General features: G+C 26.7%; 22 protein-coding genes. 13 read left to right on the top strand and 9 right to left on the bottom strand.

What is annotated here, in order from left to right; all coding sequences use genetic code 11:
- The first annotated feature begins 13 nt into the window (after nucleotides 1-13).
- Genes ACQY5W_RS01315 through ACQY5W_RS01345 form a run of 7 tightly spaced genes read left to right on the top strand, consistent with a single transcriptional unit; the run spans nucleotide 14 to nucleotide 6,127 of the window.
- Nucleotides 14-583 (top strand): UbiX family flavin prenyltransferase, encoded by a 570-nt coding sequence (locus tag ACQY5W_RS01315; RefSeq protein WP_428023125.1) that lies wholly within the window; start codon nucleotides 14-16, stop codon nucleotides 581-583.
- Nucleotides 567-1,061 (top strand): pantetheine-phosphate adenylyltransferase, encoded by a 495-nt coding sequence (coaD, locus tag ACQY5W_RS01320; RefSeq protein WP_428023126.1) that lies wholly within the window; start codon nucleotides 567-569, stop codon nucleotides 1,059-1,061. The genes ACQY5W_RS01315 and coaD overlap by 17 nt, the downstream gene beginning before the upstream one ends.
- The gene (gene tmk, locus ACQY5W_RS01325) at nucleotides 1,052-1,618 is read left to right on the top strand and encodes a dTMP kinase (RefSeq protein ID WP_428023127.1); all 567 of its coding nucleotides are present in this window, start codon (nucleotides 1,052-1,054) and stop codon (nucleotides 1,616-1,618) included. The genes coaD and tmk overlap by 10 nt, the downstream gene beginning before the upstream one ends.
- Complete coding sequence (gene hisS, locus ACQY5W_RS01330; protein WP_428023128.1) at nucleotides 1,611-2,834, top strand: histidine--tRNA ligase; 1,224 nt, start codon at nucleotides 1,611-1,613, stop codon at nucleotides 2,832-2,834. Before tmk ends, hisS begins: the two co-directional genes overlap by 8 nt.
- A complete protein-coding gene (speA, locus tag ACQY5W_RS01335; protein WP_428023188.1) occupies nucleotides 2,834-4,642 on the top strand; it encodes a biosynthetic arginine decarboxylase in 1,809 nt (602 codons plus the stop codon). The genes hisS and speA overlap by 1 nt, the downstream gene beginning before the upstream one ends.
- Complete coding sequence (gene cysE / locus ACQY5W_RS01340; RefSeq protein ID WP_428023129.1) at nucleotides 4,635-5,393, top strand: serine O-acetyltransferase; 759 nt, start codon at nucleotides 4,635-4,637, stop codon at nucleotides 5,391-5,393. Before speA ends, cysE begins: the two co-directional genes overlap by 8 nt.
- Nucleotides 5,393-6,127 (top strand): sulfite exporter TauE/SafE family protein, encoded by a 735-nt coding sequence (locus ACQY5W_RS01345; protein WP_428023130.1) that lies wholly within the window; start codon nucleotides 5,393-5,395, stop codon nucleotides 6,125-6,127. The genes cysE and ACQY5W_RS01345 overlap by 1 nt, the downstream gene beginning before the upstream one ends.
- Here ACQY5W_RS01345 and ACQY5W_RS01350 read toward each other — a convergent pair.
- The 4 genes from ACQY5W_RS01350 to ACQY5W_RS01365 all read right to left on the bottom strand — a co-directional run bounded on the left by ACQY5W_RS01350 (nucleotide 6,124) and on the right by ACQY5W_RS01365 (nucleotide 9,247).
- On the bottom strand, nucleotides 6,124-7,362 hold the full coding sequence (locus ACQY5W_RS01350; protein ID WP_428023131.1) for a DEAD/DEAH box helicase: 1,239 nt from the start codon (nucleotides 7,360-7,362) through the stop codon (nucleotides 6,124-6,126). The two genes, ACQY5W_RS01345 and ACQY5W_RS01350, sit on opposite strands and share 4 nt — an antisense overlap.
- Nucleotides 7,363-7,472: 110 nt before the next feature.
- Nucleotides 7,473-7,982, bottom strand: a complete 510-nt coding sequence (locus ACQY5W_RS01355; protein ID WP_428023132.1) for an HPP family protein — start codon at nucleotides 7,980-7,982, stop codon at nucleotides 7,473-7,475.
- Between the two features lie 68 nt (nucleotides 7,983-8,050).
- Nucleotides 8,051-8,605, bottom strand: a complete 555-nt coding sequence (locus tag ACQY5W_RS01360) for a TetR/AcrR family transcriptional regulator (protein WP_428023133.1) — start codon at nucleotides 8,603-8,605, stop codon at nucleotides 8,051-8,053.
- Nucleotides 8,606-8,683: 78 nt separating this feature from the next.
- Nucleotides 8,684-9,247 (bottom strand): M23 family metallopeptidase, encoded by a 564-nt coding sequence (locus tag ACQY5W_RS01365; RefSeq protein WP_428023189.1) that lies wholly within the window; start codon nucleotides 9,245-9,247, stop codon nucleotides 8,684-8,686.
- Between the two features lie 124 nt (nucleotides 9,248-9,371).
- Between ACQY5W_RS01365 and ACQY5W_RS01370 the strand changes: the two genes are divergently transcribed.
- The 4 genes from ACQY5W_RS01370 to ACQY5W_RS01385 all read left to right on the top strand — a co-directional run bounded on the left by ACQY5W_RS01370 (nucleotide 9,372) and on the right by ACQY5W_RS01385 (nucleotide 16,006).
- A complete protein-coding gene (locus ACQY5W_RS01370) occupies nucleotides 9,372-11,294 on the top strand; it encodes a mechanosensitive ion channel domain-containing protein (RefSeq protein ID WP_428023134.1) in 1,923 nt (640 codons plus the stop codon).
- Nucleotides 11,291-12,832 carry a PAS domain-containing sensor histidine kinase gene (locus ACQY5W_RS01375; protein WP_428023135.1) on the top strand — a complete coding sequence of 514 codons (1,542 nt, stop codon included), beginning with the start codon at nucleotides 11,291-11,293 and terminating at the stop codon, nucleotides 12,830-12,832. The genes ACQY5W_RS01370 and ACQY5W_RS01375 overlap by 4 nt, the downstream gene beginning before the upstream one ends.
- A gap of 61 nt (nucleotides 12,833-12,893) precedes the next feature.
- A complete protein-coding gene (uvrA, locus tag ACQY5W_RS01380) occupies nucleotides 12,894-15,707 on the top strand; it encodes an excinuclease ABC subunit UvrA (RefSeq protein ID WP_428023136.1) in 2,814 nt (937 codons plus the stop codon).
- Nucleotides 15,704-16,006 carry a DUF309 domain-containing protein gene (locus tag ACQY5W_RS01385; protein ID WP_428023137.1) on the top strand — a complete coding sequence of 101 codons (303 nt, stop codon included), beginning with the start codon at nucleotides 15,704-15,706 and terminating at the stop codon, nucleotides 16,004-16,006. The genes uvrA and ACQY5W_RS01385 overlap by 4 nt, the downstream gene beginning before the upstream one ends.
- On the opposite strand, the gene ACQY5W_RS01390 is transcribed toward ACQY5W_RS01385, so the two are convergent.
- The gene (locus ACQY5W_RS01390; protein ID WP_428023138.1) at nucleotides 15,999-16,361 is read right to left on the bottom strand and encodes a flagellin; all 363 of its coding nucleotides are present in this window, start codon (nucleotides 16,359-16,361) and stop codon (nucleotides 15,999-16,001) included. The genes ACQY5W_RS01385 and ACQY5W_RS01390 overlap by 8 nt on opposite strands.
- Nucleotides 16,362-16,550: 189 nt before the next feature.
- Between ACQY5W_RS01390 and ACQY5W_RS01395 the strand changes: the two genes are divergently transcribed.
- Nucleotides 16,551-17,612 carry a CNNM domain-containing protein gene (locus ACQY5W_RS01395; protein ID WP_428023139.1) on the top strand — a complete coding sequence of 354 codons (1,062 nt, stop codon included), beginning with the start codon at nucleotides 16,551-16,553 and terminating at the stop codon, nucleotides 17,610-17,612.
- Here the strand turns inward: ACQY5W_RS01395 and ACQY5W_RS01400 are convergent.
- Nucleotides 17,609-18,310, bottom strand: a complete 702-nt coding sequence (locus ACQY5W_RS01400) for a TM1812 family CRISPR-associated protein (RefSeq protein WP_428023140.1) — start codon at nucleotides 18,308-18,310, stop codon at nucleotides 17,609-17,611. The genes ACQY5W_RS01395 and ACQY5W_RS01400 overlap by 4 nt on opposite strands.
- 136 nt (nucleotides 18,311-18,446) lie before the next feature.
- On the opposite strand from ACQY5W_RS01400, the gene ACQY5W_RS01405 reads away from it, so the two are divergent.
- Nucleotides 18,447-19,073 (top strand): tRNA-uridine aminocarboxypropyltransferase, encoded by a 627-nt coding sequence (locus tag ACQY5W_RS01405; protein WP_428023141.1) that lies wholly within the window; start codon nucleotides 18,447-18,449, stop codon nucleotides 19,071-19,073.
- A 5-nt stretch (nucleotides 19,074-19,078) separates the two neighbouring features.
- Here ACQY5W_RS01405 and ACQY5W_RS01410 read toward each other — a convergent pair whose 3' ends face one another.
- The 3 genes from ACQY5W_RS01410 to ACQY5W_RS01420 form a co-directional block, all read right to left on the bottom strand.
- The gene (locus ACQY5W_RS01410; protein WP_428023142.1) at nucleotides 19,079-20,203 is read right to left on the bottom strand and encodes a hypothetical protein; all 1,125 of its coding nucleotides are present in this window, start codon (nucleotides 20,201-20,203) and stop codon (nucleotides 19,079-19,081) included.
- Between the two features lie 74 nt (nucleotides 20,204-20,277).
- A complete protein-coding gene (locus ACQY5W_RS01415) occupies nucleotides 20,278-21,411 on the bottom strand; it encodes a cysteine-rich CWC family protein (protein ID WP_428023143.1) in 1,134 nt (377 codons plus the stop codon).
- A 90-nt stretch (nucleotides 21,412-21,501) separates the two neighbouring features.
- A complete protein-coding gene (locus tag ACQY5W_RS01420; protein ID WP_428023144.1) occupies nucleotides 21,502-21,780 on the bottom strand; it encodes an RNA recognition motif domain-containing protein in 279 nt (92 codons plus the stop codon).
- Nucleotides 21,781-21,806 lie beyond the last annotated feature (26 nt).

The following is a 21,806-nucleotide window of genomic DNA, read 5'->3' on the forward strand; positions in this document are numbered from 1 at the left end:
AAAAGGATCTAAATTGAGATTAGTTGTAGCAATAAGCGGTGCTAGTGGAGTAAATTTAGGAATAAGATTTTTAAAACTTTTACCAAAAAATATTAAAGCTTTTGTTGTCATATCAAAAAGTGCAAAAATTGCTTTAAAATATGAAAACAATTTAGCCTTTGAAGATTTAATAAATCAAGAAAATATCAAAATATTTAAGAACAGTGATATAGCTGCACCTATTGCATCTGGTTCATTCAAAATAGACAAAATGGTAATAATTCCATGTTCTATGAATACCTTAGCAAAATGTGCGTATGGTTTTGCAGATAATTTAATCACAAGAGCTTTTGCTGTATCTTTAAAAGAGAAAAGAGAAGTTCTAATTGCACCTAGAGAAATGCCATTTTCTTTAATTGCTTTAGAAAACATGGCCAAATTGTCATCATTGGGTGTTACAATTTCACCACCAATTTTAGGTTATTATTCAAATAACAGTACAATTGAGGAAATGGAAAACTTTATTATTGGAAAATGGTTTGATAGTTTAGGAATAGAAAATAGCTTATATAAGAGATGGAAAGATGATGAATCAAACAAATAATGAACAAATATTATCCTACAAAAGTGCTATTTATTCGGGTACTTTTGACCCCATTACAAATGGACATATGGATATTATAAAAAGAGCAGCAAATATTTTTGATGAAGTTGTAATAGCAGTAGCAAAAAGTGAAAGAAAAAAACCAATGTTTTCACATGAAAAAAGAGTTGAATTTGCAAAAGAAGCTACAAAAAATATTTCAGGAGTAAAAGTTGTAGGATTTGATACTTTACTTGTTGATCTTGCTTCTAGCTTAAATATTACAACTATTATCAGAGGATTAAGAGCAGTTAGTGATTTTGAATATGAATTACAAATGGGATATGCAAACTCTTCAATAAACAAACAAATAGAGACTTTATACCTTATGCCAACACTTGAAAATGCTTTTGTTAGTTCAACAATTGTAAGAGAAATTATATTATATAAAGGAAAATTTGAACACTTAGTTCCAAAAGAGGTTTTAAAATGTATGTAGTAATAGAGGGAATTGATACAGCAGGAAAATCTACTCAACTAGAGATTTTATCAAAAAAATTTAATAAAGCCATTTTTACAAAAGAGCCAGGAGCTACAAAACTAGGAGCTAAATTAAGAGAAATGGCACTTAATGGTGAAGCAAAATCAAAAGTTGCAGAGATGTTTTTATTTTTAGCTGATAGAGCTGAACATATTGAAGAGGTAATAAAACCCAATAAAGATAAAATGATTATTTCAGATAGATCAGTTATTTCTGGTATTGCTTATGCTTCAAACCTACCAATTGAGATAGTTACAACTCTAAATTTAATAGCAACTCAAAACACCTTGCCAACACACACTATTTTATTGGAATTAAGTAAAGAAGAATTAACAAATAGATTAGGCAATAAATCAAATGATTCCATTGAATCAAGGGGAATTGATTATTTAATTGATATTCAAAATAGAATGAAAAAAACTATTGAGATGTTAGATTTAAATTATATTTTTATTGATGCTAGTTTAAGTATAGATGAAATTGCAAAGAAAATTGAGGAATTTATTAATGGGTAAACAAAATATTCAAAGCCTAAGAGGAATGAATGATATTTTAGGAAATGATAGTGAACTTTTTACATATTTTATTGAAAATGCTTCAAGAATAGCTAAAAACTATGGCTTTACATATATAGAAACGCCAATTTTAGAAGAAACAGCACTTTTTAAAAGAAGTGTTGGAGAAAGTAGTGATATTGTAAATAAAGAGATGTATCAATTTATAGACAAAGGCAAAAATGATGTATGTCTTAGACCAGAAGGAACAGCAGGAGTTGTAAGAAGCTTTGTTGAAAACAAATTTGATAGAGCTGGTGGAACATATAAATGGTATTACTATGGACCAATGTTTAGATATGAAAGACCACAAAAAGGAAGACTAAGAGAGTTTCACCAATTTGGTTGTGAAGTTTTTGGCATAGATTCTGTTTATGAAGATGCAAATATAATTATGATGTTAAAAGAGATTTTAGATTTCTTTGGTATAGGTTTTACATTACAACTAAACTCACTAGGTTGCCCTACTTGTATGCCTACTTACAAAGAAAATCTTGTAAAAACTTTATCTAATATAAAAACTGAACTTTGCGAAGATTGTAATAGAAGAATAGAAACAAATCCTATTAGAGTTTTAGATTGTAAAAATGAAAAATGTCAGTCACTTTTAGTTAATGCTCCAAAAATCACAGATAACTTATGTGAAAAATGTGATAGTGATTTTGAAAAATTAAAAGAGATTTTAGATTTTAATAATATAAGTTATGTTATAGATTCAAACTTGGTTCGAGGTTTAGATTATTATTCTCAAACTGCTTTTGAATTTACATCAAATGAAATTGGTGCTCAAAGTGCAATTGCAGGTGGTGGAAGATATGATAGATTAGTAGAGTTTTTAGGAGGTCGTTCAACTCCTGGTATTGGATTTGCAATTGGAATTGAGAGATTACTTGAACTAATTAAACCAAAAAACATACAAAGTGATACAATATATTTAGGTGCTATGAGTGAAGAAGCTTTAAATACTTTATCAAAAATTGCAATTAAGAAAAGAAAAACTACAAAAACAATAATGGACTATAGTTCAAGAGGATTTGGAAAACATTTTAAAATAGCTGAAAAACATGGAGCGAATATTGTTGCACTAATTGGAGAGACAGAACTTGAAAATGGCACAATTTATGTAAAAAACATTGAAACACAAGAAGAACAAAATTTAAAATTAGAGGATTTTTAATAGTGAATAATTATGGTATTGACATCTGGAGTGATGATAATTTTATAATTGAAGATGGTTTAGCAAAAATTAATTTTGACTGTAAACCAACATTAATATCTATTGTTAAAGATATTAGAAAACAGGATTTTAAAGGCCCTTTGCTATTAAGATTCCCACATATAACAAAAAAACAAATTAATACACTTTTTGATGTATTTAATGCAAGTATCAATGAATATAACTATAAAGGAACATTTAATGCAGTGTTTCCTTTAAAAGTAAACCAATTACCAAACTTTATTCATCCTTTAGTACAAGAAGGAAAAAAGTTTAATTATGGATTGGAAGCTGGAAGCAAGGCTGAACTTATTATTGCAATGACATATAATAACCTTGGTTCTCCAATTACTGTAAATGGTTTTAAAGATAAAGAGATGATTCATCTTGGATTTATTGCAAAAGAGATGGGACATAATATTACTTTGATTATTGAAGGTTTAAACGAACTTGAGATGATTATAGAAGTTTTAAAAGAGACAAAATTGGCATGTCCTAATATAGGGCTAAGAGTTAGACTTCACAGTGGAGGAAGTGGATTATGGGCTAAAAGTGGAGGAATAAACTCTAAATTTGGTTTAACTTCTACAGAGATACTTGAAGCCTATGAACTTATGGAGGAAAATGATATAGTTGATTCTCTTACAATGATTCATTTCCATATAGGTTCCGCAATGAATTCTATTAAGCCTTTAAAAAAAGCATTAAGAGAATCAGGACATATTTATGCTGAACTTAAAAACTTAGGTGCAAATAATTTATCATCAATAAATATTGGTGGTGGATTAGCAGTTGAGTACAATGCTTATGAGAGAACAAGATTTTATTCATTAAGTGAGTTTGCAAACGATGTTATTTTTACACTAAAAGATATTGCGAAACAAAAAGGTGTTGATGAACCTAATATCTTTACTGAATCAGGAAGATTTATATCTGCTGCTTCAACTGTTCTTATAACTCCTGTTTTAGAACTTTTTTCATCGGAATATGAACTTGATCATTTAAAACTAAAAGAAACAAATCCACCACTTATTCAAGAGTTATATGATTTACATAGGGATATGACTAAAAAAACAGCATATGAGTATATGCACGATAGTATTGACCATATGGAATCACTTTTAACTCTATTTGATTTAGGATATATTGATTTACAAGATAGATCAAATGCAGAAATTTTAACACATCAAATAATCAAAAAAGCTATTTCTCTTTTACAAATTGATGATTATGGAGAGTTAAAAAAACTTGATGAAAATATTCAAGAAAAATATTTATTAAACTTTTCACTATTTCAATCACTTCCTGATTATTGGGGTATAGATCAAGAATTTCCTATTATGCCAATTACACATTTAAATGAAAATCCTACAAGAAGCGCTTCTTTATGGGACATTACTTGTGATAGTGATGGAGAGATTCCATTTGATTTGAAAAAACCACTTTATTTACATGATGTAAATCTAAATAAAGAAGACTATTTTTTAGGATTTTTTAATGTTGGTGCATATCAAGATACTTTGGGTATGAAACATAATTTATTTTCTCACCCAACAGAAGTAAATATTGTATTTAAAGATGGTAAAGTTGTATTAGAAAAAATCTTAGAATCTCAAAAAATTATTGATATTCTTGAAGATATAGATTATGATACTGATGAAATAAAAAATATTTTAAGTAAAAATTTAAAACCAGATATTTATAAAGATTTACAAAAATATCTAAATGAAAATAGCTACTTAAAAACTATATGGAGTTATTATGAATGATGATAACAGTGAAATAAAAACTGAACTACAAACAGAAAAAATATCTCTTTGGCAACAAATCAAAGAGGATTTTTCTGTCCCAAAATTAAATGACCCTGCGTTAAACTCAAATATTGAACTATTATTTAACTACCCTGGTGTTTGGGCTGTGATTAATCATAGAATTGCAAATAAACTATATAAAAAGAATTTTAAACTGACTGCTAGAATAATTATGGGACTTACTCAATTTTTCTGCAATATGGATATACACCCTGCTGCAACAATTGGAAGAAGAGTATTTATAGACCATGGTATTGGTGTAGTTATTGGTGAAACCGCTATTGTTGAAGATGATGTACTAATATATCAAGGGGTAACTCTTGGAGGAGTAAGTTTAAGTAAAGGAAAAAGACACCCAACCATAAAATCAAACTCAGTAATAGGAAGTGGTGCAAAAGTTCTTGGAAATATTACTGTTGGAAAAAATAGCAAAATTGGTGCAAATTCTGTTGTAATTTGTGATGTACCAAAAAATTCTACAGCAGTTGGAGTTCCAGCAAAAATCATCAAAAGAGATGACAAAAATGGAAAACTTAACCATGGTGATTTACCAGATATCAATAAAGAGATGTTTGAATACTTATTAAAACGAGTTGCTGTACTTGAACATGCCATTAAAAAATATGACGGTATTGATTTAAGTAATGAAGATACAGAACTTGAATGTATTTATAAAAAATTTATAACTGCAATGAACTCTATTAAATAATGATTTTTGAGCTACTACTATTTGGATTATTGACTGGATTTGTATCTGGTTTTTTTGGTGTAGGTGGAGGAATGTTACTTGTACCTATGCTTTTAATGGCTGGATTTATTATGAAAGAAGCTATTGCAATTTCAGTTATGCAAATGGTATTTAGTTCTATTTTTGGATCTTTTTTAAATAGTAAAAAACAATCTGGAGTTTTTGTAGATGGAGTTTTAATTGGAATTGGTGGTTTTTTAGGAGGATTAAATTCTGGATTTATAGTAAGCTCCCTATCCAATGAAACTCTACAATACTTTTTTATAATAATCTTAATTGCCTCAATTCTAAAAATTTTCTCAACGCCTGCTGTACATGATAGAAAAGAAAAAAATCATTCAAAATTACTTCTTATTTTTGTTGGTATTATAATAGGAACTATTGCAATGAGTATTGGAGTTGGAGGCTCTATTATGTTAACTCCTATTTTAGTAGCTTTTATGAATTATGATTTAAAAAAAGCAACAACTTTAGGTCTATTTTTTGTGATTTTTTCCTCAACTGCTGGCTTTATATCTTTAAGCTATCATGGACATATGCTTTATACTCAAGGATTAACTGTTGGTATTGCATCGTTAATTGGTGTTTATTTTGGAATAAAAATAAAACATATGATTAATATCACTTCTTATAAAAAATATGTACTATTTTTATATATAGGTACACTTTTTATTATGATATATAAAACTATCTAATCTTTTTTTAAAGCCTGTTGCTCTCTTAATTTATCTTTTTTACTTTTTCTTTTACCTTTTATAGGAGCAGAACCCTTTTGTTTTTTAATAGGAGTGCCTATTAATTCAAAGCCTTCAATTTGCTCTTTTTTAAGGTTTATATCACTTCTTTTTTCAATTAATGCAAAATGTTCTTTATCTTCATGGGAAATAAATGATATGGAAATACCACTTTTACCAGCTCTTCCAGTTCTACCAATTCTATGAATATAATCAGCAGGAGATCTAGGTAAATCATAATTTACTACACAAGAAATATTATCTATATGAAGTCCCCTTGCAGCTATATCTGTAGCAAATAAAACTTTTATTTTTTTTGATTTAAAATCCTCTAAAGTGTTATTTCTTTCATCTTGAATTAAATCACCATGAAAAGATTCAGCTTCAAAGCCATATTTTCTAAATTTAAAAGCTAAATTATCACATGAACGTTTATTTGCCATAAAAACTAAAATTTGATTCCAATTTTCTTCTTTTATTAAATATCTCAATAAAGCACTTCTATTTTCTTTATTTACCTCTATTACTCTTTGATTAATTGTTTCAACAATTATTTTCTCATTTTCAATAAACACTTCAATTGGATTTAAAGTTATTTTTGATGCGATATTTAACATTTTATTAGGATATGTTGCTGAAAATAGAAGATTTTGACGTTTATTAGGTAAAGACTCTAAAAGTAACTCTAACTCCTCTTCAAAACCAAAATCAAGCATCTTATCTGCTTCATCTAAAACTAAAAATTCAAGATTTAATAAATTCATCTGCTTTTTCTTTAAAATATCAAGTAATCTTCCTGTTGTAGCAACAACAATATCACATCCTTTTTGTATATCTAAGAGTTGCTCGCCGATACTCTTTCCGCCAATCACGCTTACTATTTTAGGTTTCTTAAGCAAATATTTACTAAAGATAATAAAAGCTTCTGAAACTTGTAGTGCTAATTCTCTTGTGGGAGTTAATACTAAACAGTTTATTTTAGGTTTACCTTCATGCTTCTTATTTGTCCACATTTGCAAAATAGGTAAAACAAAACTTGCAGTTTTTCCACTTCCCGTTTGTGCTTTAACCATGATATCTTTATGTTCTAAAACTAAAGGAATAACTTTTTTTTGAATAAGAGTAGGATTTTTATATACATTCTTATCAAGTGCTTTATTTATTTTTTGACTAAGACCTAATTTTTGAAATGGCAAAGAAATCCTTTAATTGCTTATTTAATTGAGGTATTTTATGATTATTTGCCTTTATTAAAACCAATACATATATTAAAATTATAAAATTTATAATTAATCCACTCTTGTTTTTAAAACCAATACTGTGGATAAGCCCTATTTTTATGCAAATTATTATAAAGTAAAGCAACCAAAACCAAAATCACAGAACCCATCAAACTTGGGAAAATCAAATAATCCCAATTTACACCTAACAAAAATACTATCAATGGATTAGAACCAGCTGGTGGATGAACAGTTCTAGTTGCAATCATTACAGCGATTGCCGTTGACAATGCTAATGCCATACTCCAATACTCATTTCCGAAAATATGTAAAAAACCTAAACCAATAAAGGTAGATAAAAAATGCCCAAAAATTACATTTCTAGGTTGTGAGAATGGACTTTTAGGAAAACCAAATAACAGCACACAAGTAGCTCCAAACGACCCCATAATTAAAAGATTATCATAAGACTTTGTAAGATAACCAATAATAAAAATTGAAATACATCCACCAAACCAAGCAAAAAATATTTCACTAATTGGTGATTTTGATGTAAGTGCCTCTCCCTGCCCCTTGAACTTTTTAAAATAATTCATATTTTTCCTTTTATAATTTTTACAATACAACCAAACGATTGTTTGTTTAAAACAAGCAAAAAAAAACATTAGATTAGACTAATGATTTTTTCACCAACTTTTAGATAGTTATCCGATGAATCATATAAGTTCATCATCATAATTGCCCCTTGATTCAAAGCCACATACTCTTTAGCTAGAGTTGAAGCCTCTATTTTTGGATATTTATTTTCAAAGATTCTTATCAAAGCATTTTCCCAAGCTGTGAAATATGCTTTTATTTCTTCTTTAAAATCAAGATTCAAACTACTAACTTCTAGGGCTAAATTCCCAAGTAAACAACCACCCTCACTATGCAAAAAATAATCATCAGTTTTTTTAACAATTAATTCAATTTTCTGCCTATCACTCAAATCACTTCTATAAGCAATGGAAAAAATAAACTTCACAAAATAGTTATGAATATACTTTAAAGACTCTAAACCTATTTCATCTTTACTTTTAAAGTGATGATAAATACTCCCTTTTATAAGCCCACAAGCTTCAGCTATATTTGCCATAGAAGTATTTGAATATCCCTGTATTTTAAAAAGTTTGATGGACTCTTTTAAAATCTCTTCTTTTGATGTTTTTTTGATTGCCATATTTTTATCCAAACGATTGTTTGGTAAAAGTTTAGCTTTTATTTACTTAAAAGATTATTCATATAAAAAAATTTTACTTTATTCCTCTTTTTTATCTGTTTTATAATTCATCTGTTCTTTTAAAAACTTATTAGGATCTACAAAAAAAGCTTTTTTATAGCCTTGTGTTGATGAATCCATTTTAAATGGATTTAGAAATACTCTCATTATTTGATAATGCAGATGAAATGGTTTTCCTTTGGCATTTCCACTATCACCCATTGTTCCAACTTTTTCTCCTCTTTTTACAAAAGAAAATAACTTAGCATCAATTGTATCCAAGTGGGAATAATAATGAAGTAACCATCTAGGACCTAAAACAATTACAACATTGCCACCCTTTTCCCTTTGTCCATTAAATACAACAATTCCATCAATTGTACTTAAAATAGGTGTACCTTTTTTATTAAAGATATCTATTCCCTTATGAACTATTGATGTTCCCCAATTTCCAAACCAAAAAGACTTAGAATTCCAATCTGAAAATTTACCATTTTCAACAGGGATAACAACCCTTTGTGGTAATAAATAGCCTATAATAACTATTATAATAAAAACTATTAAAAACTTTTTTATATTATATTCCTTAATAAGTGAGTAAATATTCCACTGTTATTATAGTATATAAGCTCTGTATTTGTTCCAATTTTTGATTAAAATAGTAAATGATTGTTTAATATTTTATTATGCTATAATATATACTTTATTTTTTAGGATGGAATAGTTTATGTACAATACAAAAAAATACAATTTAAAAAATACTTTATTTAAAATTTTTATATTTTTATTACTTTCTTTAAATCTTTTTGCAAATAGTTTCCCAATAAATAATTTAACGCAAAACAATACACAAAATAATAAAATTGAAGAAGAAAATTTAAATGAAACAAGTACTGAAATTAGTTCTTACGATTTAGGTTTTATAATAAAATTAATTCAAAGTAAAGATTTTAAAACTGATAAACAAATTGAAATTATTGATAATGAAATGGATAAAATCATAAATAGTATCAATAGCGAAATTACCTACAAATTTGATGAAGAAACGTATCAAAAAGAGATAAGATTTCTAAATAGTAAAATCAATGTTAACTCTAAGTATGATAATAATTTAGCAGTATCAAGGGATATGTTAAAAATATCAATTTTAGAAAATAAAAAAATGTTTGCACAAACAATAAACTCTATAATTGACGGAAAAAACTCATTTAAAGATAAAAAATATTTTATATCTTTACTTAAAAATCAGATTGAAACATTAGATAAAATTGATTTAACAAACTTTGAAAAAACATATAATCAAATTTTAGAACTTAAAGACTCTATTTCAGTTGAATATCAAAACTCTTTTGAAGAGTTACAAAATCAAATAAAAGCTAACTTATTAGTATATAATTATTTAAAATCTAATATTAGTAAATTTAGACCAAGTAATTTTATCTTAGATGAATTAAGTTTAAAATATATCATAGAAAAAATTGATAATAATATTCATATAAAAAATATTTCTGAAACTTTCAATTATTATTTTCATATATCAATAGGTAAAATTGTTATTTTATTTCTTATTTTTATGTTCTTTTTTCTTATAAATAGAAAAATTTTGCCTTTCTTTACAAGACTATTTAATAATAGATTATCAAAAAAAATCCAAACATTGGATATCTCTATTTTAGATATTATTCCAAGTAGTTTTAGATTTAACGTATCTTTTATAATTTATGTTTTTGCTCTCCAATTATCTCTTTTTTTACTTATCGATGATGCAAGCAAACTAAATAAATTAGTGCCTTGGTTTAATACAGTATATTTAGCACTTTTTTCTTATATGCTTTACAGAATTTTAACAAACTATATAAATCAATCATCTGATAAAATTTTTAATGACTACCCTAATATAAGAAAAGAGATGGTAGATTTTATTTTAAGAATAATAAAAATACTAATTCTTATTTTTATTGCTCTTTTTTTATTAGTTCAATTAGGTTTTGATATCAAAGCAATAATTGCTTCACTTGGTATTGGAGGTATTGCTGTTGCACTTGCTGCAAAAGATACCTTATCTAATTTTTTTGGTTCATTAAATATTATTACAGATAACTCTTTTTCTCAAGGTGATTGGATAGAAGCTGGAAATGTTGAAGGAACAGTTGTTGATATTAGAATGAGAACAACAAGAATCAGAACATTTGCAAATGCTATGATTACAGTTCCCAATGCCCAATTAGCAAATATGTCTATTTTAAACTGGTCAAAAAGAGTAATCGGTCGAAGAATCAAAATGTCAATTGGTATTACCTATGATAGTAAAATGAGTGACATTGAAAACTTAGTAACAGACATAAGAGAGATGCTTCAAGAGCATCCATTAATTGCAAGTTCAAAATTAAATATAGATAAAAAACCTTATTTACTAAAAAAAGAAGACCTAATTGGTATAAAAAACAATATTCTTGTATATATTGATGAATATGCAAATAGTTCAATAAATATTTTAGTTTACTGTTTTAGTAGAAGTCCAAATTGGGAAGATTGGTTAGAAACAAAACAAGATGTAATTATACAAATTTCTAAACTAGTAGAGAAAAACAATTGTTCATTTGCTTTCCCTACTCAAACTATACATATAGAAAGAGATGATAAAATTTGAATACAATAAAAGAGATTGATTTAAAACTATTTTTTAATCTAATCAATAAATCAAATGATATGATTAGTATATATAATATGAGTAAATCAAAGATTATTTATGCAAATAAAACTTTTCTTGAAAAACTCAAATATACAAACGAAGAAATTTTAGAAATTGATATAAATAAACTAAGAGAATCAATTGATGATAAAGAGTGCTTAGTAGAAGTTTTACTTCATGATAAAATAACAAATTTAGCAAATTTTTATTCTAAAAATGGTGAAAAATTTATTTTTGAATCAAATATTACTCACTATTACCAAAATAATATTGATTATATAATATGTATATCTAGGGATATTACATATAAACTTAAAAAAGAGAAGAAACTAAAAGAGACAATAGAAAAAAATATACAAGATATGAAAAATCAAGAAATATTTTTAAATACACTTCTTGATAGTAACCCTACTTCTATTTTCTATAAAGATAAAGAAGGAAAATATTTAGGTTGTAACAAAGCTTGGGAAAAATTAACTGGTATAAAAATTGAATCTATTTTAGGAAAATCAGTTTTTGATATTGCTCCAAAAGATATTGCAATTATTTATCACGAACAAGACCAAAAAGTATTAAACTTAGAAGAAAATCCCCAAATATATCAATCAGAAGTTTATAATAAAGAAAAAAATTGTAGATTTAATGTAATATTTTACAAGTCAGCATTTTTTGATACAAACAACAATGTTTTGGGACTAATCGGTGTTGTAATTGATATAACAGATATAACAAAACTTGAAGAAGAACAAAAAGAAAAAGACAAACTTTTATATCACAAATCAAAAATGGAAGCTATGGGTGAAATGATTGAAAATATTGCTCATCAATGGCGTCAACCTTTATCAACCATAACAACAACTGCAAGTGGTATAAAACTAAAAAAAGAGTTTGGCATACTAAGTGATGAAAACCTAAATGAGTTTATAGATATAATTGTGGAAACTTCACAACATCTATCAAATACAATAGATGATTTTAGAAACTTCTTTAAACAAACAAAAGAAAAAAATCTCTTCAAAATAAAAAATAGTCTAAAAAAAGCTTTAAACTTACTATCGCCAAAGTTCAATAATAAAGATATCAAAATAATTGAAAATATAGAAGAAGTTGAAATATACTCTTTACAAAATGAACTTATACATGTTATTTTAAATATCTTAAATAATGCAATAGATGCCTTTGATGAAGGAAATTTTGAAAAAAAATATATTTTTATTGATTGTTATGAAAAAAATGATTTTTTAAATATTGAAATTAAAGATAATGCAAAAGGTATTAAAGATGAAATAATAGATAGAATCTTTGAGCCATATTTTACAACAAAACACAAAAGCCAAGGTACAGGTATTGGTTTATACATGAGCCAAGAGATAGTTACAAAACATCTAAATGGTTCAATAGAAGTTGAAAAAGTAAATTTTAGTTATAAAGATAAAAATTATCTTGGTTCTAAATTTATTATTAAACTTCCAATAAATAAGTACGAAGATATCTAATCTTTTGATAAAATGGCTTAAAAATATACCAAAATAATTTATAATAAATGGATAAATACTAATGACAGATTCAATAAAAATATACAATGCAAAAGAAAATAATCTTAAAAATATAAACCTTGAAATTCCAAAAAATAAACTTATAGTTTTTACTGGGCTTTCTGGAAGTGGAAAATCAACTCTTGCCTTTGATACCCTTTATGCTGAAGGTCAAAGAAGATATATAGAATCACTTTCTGCATATGCAAGACAATTTTTAGATAAAGTTGGGAAACCAGATGTTGAAAGAATTGAAGGATTAACTCCTGCAATTGCAATTGATCAAAAAACAACTTCTAAAAATCCAAGATCAACTGTTGGGACTATTACTGAAGTTTATGATTATTTTAGGCTTTTATATGCAAGAGTTGGAACTCAACACTGTCATCAATGTAATAAACCAATTTCTAAAATGAGTGCTTCAGATGTAATAGAACAAGTTTTAAAATTACCAGAAGAGTCAAAAATTATTATTTTAGCACCTTTAGTAAATAGAAAAAAAGGTTCCTTTGCTGATATGCTGGAAAGTCTTAGAGGAAAAGGATATGTTAGGGCAATAATAGATGGTGTAATGGTTAGACTTGATGAAGAAGTTGAACTAGAAAAAAATAAAATGCACACTATCAAAGTAGTGATTGATAGGGTTGTGGTAAAAGATGAAAATAAAGACAGAATTGCACAAGATGTTGAAAAAGGTTTAAAAGAGAGTTTTGGAGAACTTGAAGTTGAAGTTATGAACCACGAAGAAGTTGGAGTTGAAAAGCACATTCACTACTCTGAACATATGGCTTGTTTTGATTGTAAAATCTCTTTCGAACCACTTGAACCATTAACTTTTTCATTTAACTCACCAAAAGGTGCTTGTCCATCTTGTGATGGTTTGGGTATTAGATATGCTTTAGATATGAAAAAAGTAATCAATGAAAGCCTAAGTATTGATGATGGAGCTATAAGAGTTATTTATGGATTTAACAAAGGGTACTATTTCAAAATGCTAAAAGCCCATTGTGAAGCAGCAGGTATTGATACTTCTATTCCTTTTGAAGATCTAGAAGATTATCAAAAAAAATCAATACTTCATGGTGGAGTTGAAGATGCCGTATTTACTTGGAAAAGACATAAATTAACTAGAAAATGGGAAGGTATTGTAAAAATTGCCTATGATATGATAAAAGATGAAAAAGACTTAGGTGAATATATGACTGAAAAGGCTTGTAGTGATTGTAAAGGAAATAGACTAAAACCCTCTTCTCAAGCTGTAAGAGTTGCTAATAAAACTATATCTGAAATTATAACTTTACCAATTGAAGATGCCTATAAATTTTTCCATGATGATGAAAATTTTAAATATTTTTCTGACCAATCAAAAATGATTTCAGCTCCAATTTTAAAAGAGATAAAAGAGAGAATTTTCTTTTTAAATGATGTTGGACTAGGATATATAACACTTGGAAGAGATGCAAGAACAATTAGTGGGGGAGAAGCTCAAAGAATTAGAGTTGCTTCTCAAATTGGTTCAGGTCTTACAGGGGTAATGTATGTACTTGATGAGCCATCTATTGGACTACATGAAAGAGATACAAATAAACTAATCAAAACCCTAAGAGCCCTGCAAGAAAAAGGCAATACAGTTATAGTAGTTGAACATGATAAAGAGACAATTGAAGCAGCTGATTATATTGTAGATATTGGACCAAATGCTGGAAAATATGGAGGGGAAATAGTATTTGCAGGAACATTAAAAGAGATGAAAAAAGCAAAAACTTTAACAGCTCAATATGTAACAGGAAAGAAAAAGATTGATTATGTTCATAATAGACCACAAGAAAGATTTATTGAAATCCAAAATGTAAATATAAATAATATCAAAAACCTTAATGTACAAATTCCACTTAAAAATCTATGTGCTATAACAGGAGTAAGTGGAAGTGGTAAATCTTCTCTTATATTACAAACCCTACTTCCCGTTGCAAAAGAACTTTTAAATCACGCTAGAAAAGTAAATAAGGTTGATGGAGTTTCTATTGAGGGACTTGAAGACCTTGATAAAGTTATCTATCTTGACCAATCTCCAATAGGAAGAACACCTAGAAGTAACCCAGCAACTTATACAGGCCTTATGGATGAAATTAGAGTTTTATTTTCTAAAACAAAAGAAGCACAACTAAGAGGTTACCAAATAGGAAGATTCTCTTTTAATGTAAAAGGTGGAAGATGTGAAAAATGTCAAGGTGAAGGTGAAATAAAAATTGAGATGCACTTCTTACCAGATATTATGGTTAAATGTGATGAATGTCATGGTAAAAGATACAACGCCCAAACTCTTGAAATACTTTACAAAGGTAAATCTATCTCTGATGTTTTAAATATGAGTGTAGATGAAGCTATAGAGTTTTTTAAAAAAGTTCCTAAAGTATATGCAAAACTTGAAACTTTACAAAATGTAGGGTTAGGTTATATTACACTTGGACAAAATGCAGTAACACTTTCAGGTGGAGAAGCCCAAAGAATAAAACTAAGTAAAGAATTAAGTAAAAAAGACACAGGAAATACTCTTTATGTACTTGATGAACCAACAACAGGATTACATTTTGCAGATGTGGATAGACTTACAAAAGTATTACATCATCTTGTTGATTTAGGGAATTCAGTACTTGTAATTGAACATAACCTTGATATTATCAAAAACTCTGATTGGGTTATAGATATGGGACCAGAAGGTGGAAATAAAGGTGGGAAAATAGTTGATATAGGAACACCTGAACAATTAGCCCAAAATCATAAAAAATCAGGTTCACATACAGGATATTATTTACATAAAGAACTTAATTCTTGAGTATAGAACAATTTATAATTGCAATTAAAGAAGAAAGATTTGTTGAAGCCCATGAACTTTTAGAAGATGAGTGGAGAGATTATAAAAAAAATAATGAGAAACTAAAAGCAAAAGCAGTACAAGGTCTTATAAATGGTGCTACAGCATTAGCACTATTTAGGAAAAATAGATATGAAGCTTATGAAAAAATTTGGAAAGTTTATGAAAAATATAAAAATCTTTTGGATGAATTAGAAAGTGAAAAATATTATGAAGCTAGTGAGATATTAGAACTTAAAAGAAATACTATAGTTAACTAGCTTCAATCTCTTTTTCATTTGCACTTAAAATAAATGCTTTCAATCTCATCATCTCATCAGTTGGATATTGAGCTTCAAAATCACCTCTTTTTACTTTTATAAAGAAATCTTTTGATTCATCATTATAACCAAAGCTAAGATTAGTCAAAGTCACTTCATTGTAAGTAGAAAAATCACCTTTTTTAACCTCTGATTTTTTAAACTCTTCAATTTTATCTTTTTGAACTGCTAAAACTTCTTTAGGTTCTGCATCATTATCAATTTTTTTACTAGGATCGATTTCATTAACAACTTCAAATTTTCTTGCACTATTAATTTGAAATTCATTTAATGCTGGTATTGGACCAAATTCCATAACAACCTCCTTTAAAAATTAATTGCATCTTTACCCTTTATTATACATCTTTTTTAATATTTTTGTCAAATATATACCATTTTATAAAAAAATTTGGTATCATACGTAGTTAATTATATTATATAGGAGTAACATCTTGGAAGACAATTCCCAGAGGAAGAACTTAAATTTGCAAACAAGTAGGATAATATGGAAATTCTAATATTACTATTTGTTTTAGTTATCAGTGTTTCGTTTTTGTGCTCTATTTTAGAGTCTATTATCCTTTCTACCAATGTTTCATATATCTCTGTCATTGAAAAAGAAAAACCAGCGGCAGGTAAACTTTTAAAAAGTTTAAAACAAGATATAGATAAATCTATTGCATCAATCTTAATTTTAAATACTATTGCAAACACACTTGGAGCAACTGCTATTGGTGTACAAGCTGAATCAGTATTTGAAGGCAACTCTACATTAGTAATAGTAGTGTCTATTTTTCTTACATTTATGATACTTTTTGTTGCTGAAATCATACCAAAGACAATTGGAGCAGTTTATTGGAAACAATTAGCACCACATGCAGCAATAATTATTAAGTTTTTTATATTTATTACGTATCCAATCATACTAATTACACAATTTGTTACTAAAAAGATTTCTAAAGGTGACTTTTCAAGTGATTCAATTACAAGAGAAGAGTTAATTCATTCAACATTATTAAGTGAAGAAGAAGGAATTATTGGAGATTTAGAATCAGATATTATTGAAAATACACTTACAATTCATAGTATTAAAGTAAAAGAAATATTAACTCCAAGATCAGTAATGTATTCAATTGAAAAGAATACAAAAATCAAAGATATATTAGATGATAAGAGAACTTATAAGTTTTCTAGAGTTCCAATATATGATGATACTATTGACAATATGGTAGGTGTAGTTCTTACTAAAAAAATATTTAAACAAGCAATTAAAGATAGTGAAGTAACTATAGAATCTATCATGACACCTGTTTTTGCTTTAAATGAAAATATTCCAGTATCTAAAGCATTAAATACTTTTATCAAAAAAAGAGAGCATATGTTTATAGTGTTAGATAACTATGACCAAACAGAAGGTATTGTTACCCTTGAAGATTGTATTGAAACATTACTTGGATTGGAAATTATGGATGAATCAGACACAATTGCTGATATGAGAAAACTTGCCTTAACTAAGATGAAAAATAAAAGAAAAGAGCGAGAAAAAAAGAGAGCTAATTTAATTTAACTCTCTTTTTTATTATCTTCTTTTGCTAAAGCTTCAGCTGGACTATCCCCTAGCTGACTATTTTTATCCTCGACACTTTTATCTTTATTTAATAGTTCTGCAATTCGTTTATCTATTTTTTCTAATGTTTTTTCTTGTGTTAAATAAGATATCTCAGGAAGTTCTCCTCCCCAAAGTTTTTCAGCCTCTTCAAAACCTTTTACAATACCTTTTCTTGATTCTTTTAAAAGTTCAACATCACCATTACTAATACCAAACGCAAAATTTGAAACTCTATCTGAAGTTTGTTCTACGCCAAAAAAACCTTTTTCAGAAACTAATTCTTTAGCTTCTGAAGCTGTTAATTGCGTAATAGGTTTTCCTTCATAGCCTATATCTTTAAGATTTAGACCATTTGAAGCTTCTCTTCCGTCTAAGAAGTGAAAAACCTCTTTGTTGTTAAATATATTATGTAACATGTCTTGAGCTTCAGTATTTGTTTGAACAAACTCTAAACTTCTAACTTGTACATAAATCTGCATGCTTTGCATCGAAATAGATACATTCACTGCTTGATTATTTATATCATTTTCAGAACTATTTTCAATTTTTGGTATGTTTTTATTGATATTAGCATCAGTATTGCTATCTAAATTCTGAGTAACATTAGAATTATAAGCCATTAACGAACTCATTTGAACACTGTTAATACTATTCACTACACACCTCCCATATCATTCAATAGTACAATCTTATCTTTACAATTCTTAAAAGTAGCTTAATAATATTAATAGTTATCATAAATTTTCATAAAATAATTAATATTTTTATAATAAAGTTACAATATAATACGAAATGATAAATAATAGAGAATATTGTTACCAATGTAATAGAACAAAGTTAAGCTGTGTTTGTGGTTTAATTAGACCATTTAATACAAATACAAAATTTATAATTTTAATGCATCCAAAGGAATATAAAAAAACAAAAAATAATACTGGAAAAATAACTCATAAGTCACTTCTTAATAGTAAAATTTATGTCGGTATTGATTTTTCAGAAAATAAAGAATTAAATGCAATAATTAATGACTCTTCTAATTCATGTTTTATTTTATATCCTGGAAAAGACTCAATAAACTTAACTACAAATACAATTGATACAAAAAAACAAAAAGTGATTTTTCTTATAGACTCAACATGGGCTTGTTCTAAAAAAATGTTAAAATTGAGTAATAATTTAAACTCTTTACCCAAAATAAGTTTTAATTTTGAATCTAGTTCAGCCTATGAATTTAAAAAGCAACCATCTGAGTACTGTTTATCTACTATTGAATCTACATTAGTTATTTTAAAATTATTAAATAAGCAAAATATTGAAAATATTGAAAAAGAATTTCTTGAAAACTTTCTAGTTCCATTTGATAAAATGGTCGAATTTCAAATAAATAAATCACTTGAAAAAAATATTAGATATAAGTAGTTGATTTAAGAAGTTTTTATAATTGATATATTTTTATTAATATGATTTATATCATTTAGTGTTAACACAAACTTTTCATCCAAAACATTTAACATAAATTTAATTTCGGCATTTGTAAAACCTTCTGCTTCTTTGTCTTTTATATTAACACTATCTTCATCTATTTTTACTCTTTTTAATTGACCATTTTTATTTTTAGGGTAATAAATTATTCCATAAGTTTTTTGATTAATTTTTTCAATACTTACAATTACTTTATCATCTTTAACATCAAAATTATAATTTTGAGCTATTTTTTTAAAATCTTCAATGGTAATATACCCCACATAAAGTTTTGTATATATATCAAAATATAAGTTTAAATCTTTACTATTAAAAAATCCTAAATCTACACTAAATTTTTTATTTGATCTTGCAGTGTAAAGTATCCATTTTAGAGTTTGAAAATATTTGAAATTTGAATGGGATATTGTATTTGCCTCAACAAACTTTATATCTTTTTTTTCATTTGGGAAAGTAATTCTTTTCTCTTTTTTCTTTTCTATTAACTCTTTTAAAAGATTTTCATCATCAAAATCTTTTGTAACCCAAATAGTACAATAAGAAGGAAAGTTATTAAGACCTACAGAACCTTTTGTTAAAACAATCAGTGCCTTAACTTCAAGATAAGGAAATAAAACTTTTAATAACGCTTGCTTTTTAAATAATCTTTTATTTAAACTAGCAGTTTTTTTTGATGTACTCATTTCCACAAAATAGATTTCATTTTTTGTGAAGAAAAGTGCATCAAATTCACTTATATCTTTATATGAAGCTTTATAAACTATTTGATTACTATTATCTATCAAAAGTCCACTCTTATTTTGATTTAAATCTCTTTTTTGATGAGGACCTTTTAAAATAAACTTTGTTATTTCTGGAGTATTTTTAGCATATTCTAAAAGAAGTTCATAAATTATGTTTTCATAAACTTCTCCCTTAAAACTACTATAAAAGTGTTCTAACTCTTCAGTAGGATTAGTAAAGTACGCAGTTAACCTTTTTATATCATATCTATAACTAAAAAGATTGTTTTTTATATTTGTAACATTAAGATTTTTGACATCGTCTGATATTGAAAATTGACTCACTACACCACTTGCTTTTTTATTTGAACCTATTATAACTAAAGAGTTCTATTTTATAAATTAAAAATATTTAATAGTTATTTAGTTAAATTATACTTTTGAATAAATAACTCACTATTTTCTTTAAAGTCTAAAATACACTTCTGACAAATACAGGCTTTCATTCTTTTTTCTTCAGGAATAAAAACTCTAAGTTCAGTTGGAACTTTAATATTATTACACCAACAATTATTATTTAAAATATGTGCTTCACACAAATTTTGTTGCCCACAAAAAGGACATAATTTTGGATTTATCATCTCTTTTCTTTTAAAAATCATATTCTTTAACGTTTTTTCTTCATTATTACTTGGAAAGGTTTCTAAATTTTCCAATCTTTTTACAAACTCAAATTCACTAGCAAATTTACTAAACAAATCTTTCATAAAAGTAGTATCAAGTTCTGGAGCATTTAAACATGAAAGAACTATACAATCACTACTTGCCAGTTCATTTAATCTTTTGATTATCTTTTCATAGTCTTTACTAGCTGCAAAACTACCCTTTTGAAATGAAGGAGGATCTATAATTATAATATCATATGGTGCAAATTTTTTGATTCTACTCCATGATTTTAAAATATTATATGGTAAAAATTTCACTTTGCTTGTATCAAGATTATTTATTCTATGATTATCTCTACCTATACTTAAAGCGCCCTTTGCCATATCTACATTAACAACTTGTTTAGCACCTGAATTTAATGCAACAACTGAAAAAGCACAAGTATATGAAAATAGATTTAAAATATTTTTATCTTTAGATATTGAAGCAATAAACTCTCTTCCTACTTTCATATCTGGAAACAACCCAATATTTTGATTTGTAAAATTTATAGTATATTTTAAATTATTTTCAATAGCGTATATATTTTGAGCTAATTTCCCTTTTAATACTTCACAAAAATTCTCTTTTTGATATCTTTTTTGTAAAACTAAAGTATCAATATTCATCTGAATAGAGACTTGTTCAAGAAGTTCTTTTAATTCATTTTCTAAACTATTATCAATATTTTCATATAAAGTTACAAACAAAATTTTATCTATAATATCCACAGTTAAATAGTGAAAATTTTGATAATAGTTTCCTCTTCCATGGAAAACTCTTTTGAATTCTTTAGAATTATCTTTTAAATTAAATAAAATCAACTCTTTTAATTCATTAATTGTCATTAAGTGCCTTTTGTAAAACTAGGGATATAAGGAGTAAATATGAGGGAGTATTTTAAAAAGGGTAAATACCCCTTTTAAAAAGTTTTTAGATTAGTATCTATTATTGAATTCTCTTTTTGGTCTTTCTTCTTTAGGTTTAGCTTCATTAATTCTTAATGTTCTACCTTCAAATTCTTTACCATTTAACTCTTCAATAGCTTTTGATGCTGCACTATCATCATTCATAGCAACAAAACCAAAACCTTTAGCTCTTCCTGTTTCTCTATCAGTTATTAATTTTACACTACTTACTTCTCCATATTGAGAAAATAAAGTAGTTAAACTCTCTTCTGTTGTACCGTAAGACATATTACCTACATAAATTTGCATCTTCTTGTTTTCCTTTAAATATGTAT

Origin of the sequence: Arcobacter sp., from assembly GCF_050300555.1 — a bacterium.
Classification (GTDB): domain Bacteria; phylum Campylobacterota; class Campylobacteria; order Campylobacterales; family Arcobacteraceae; genus Arcobacter.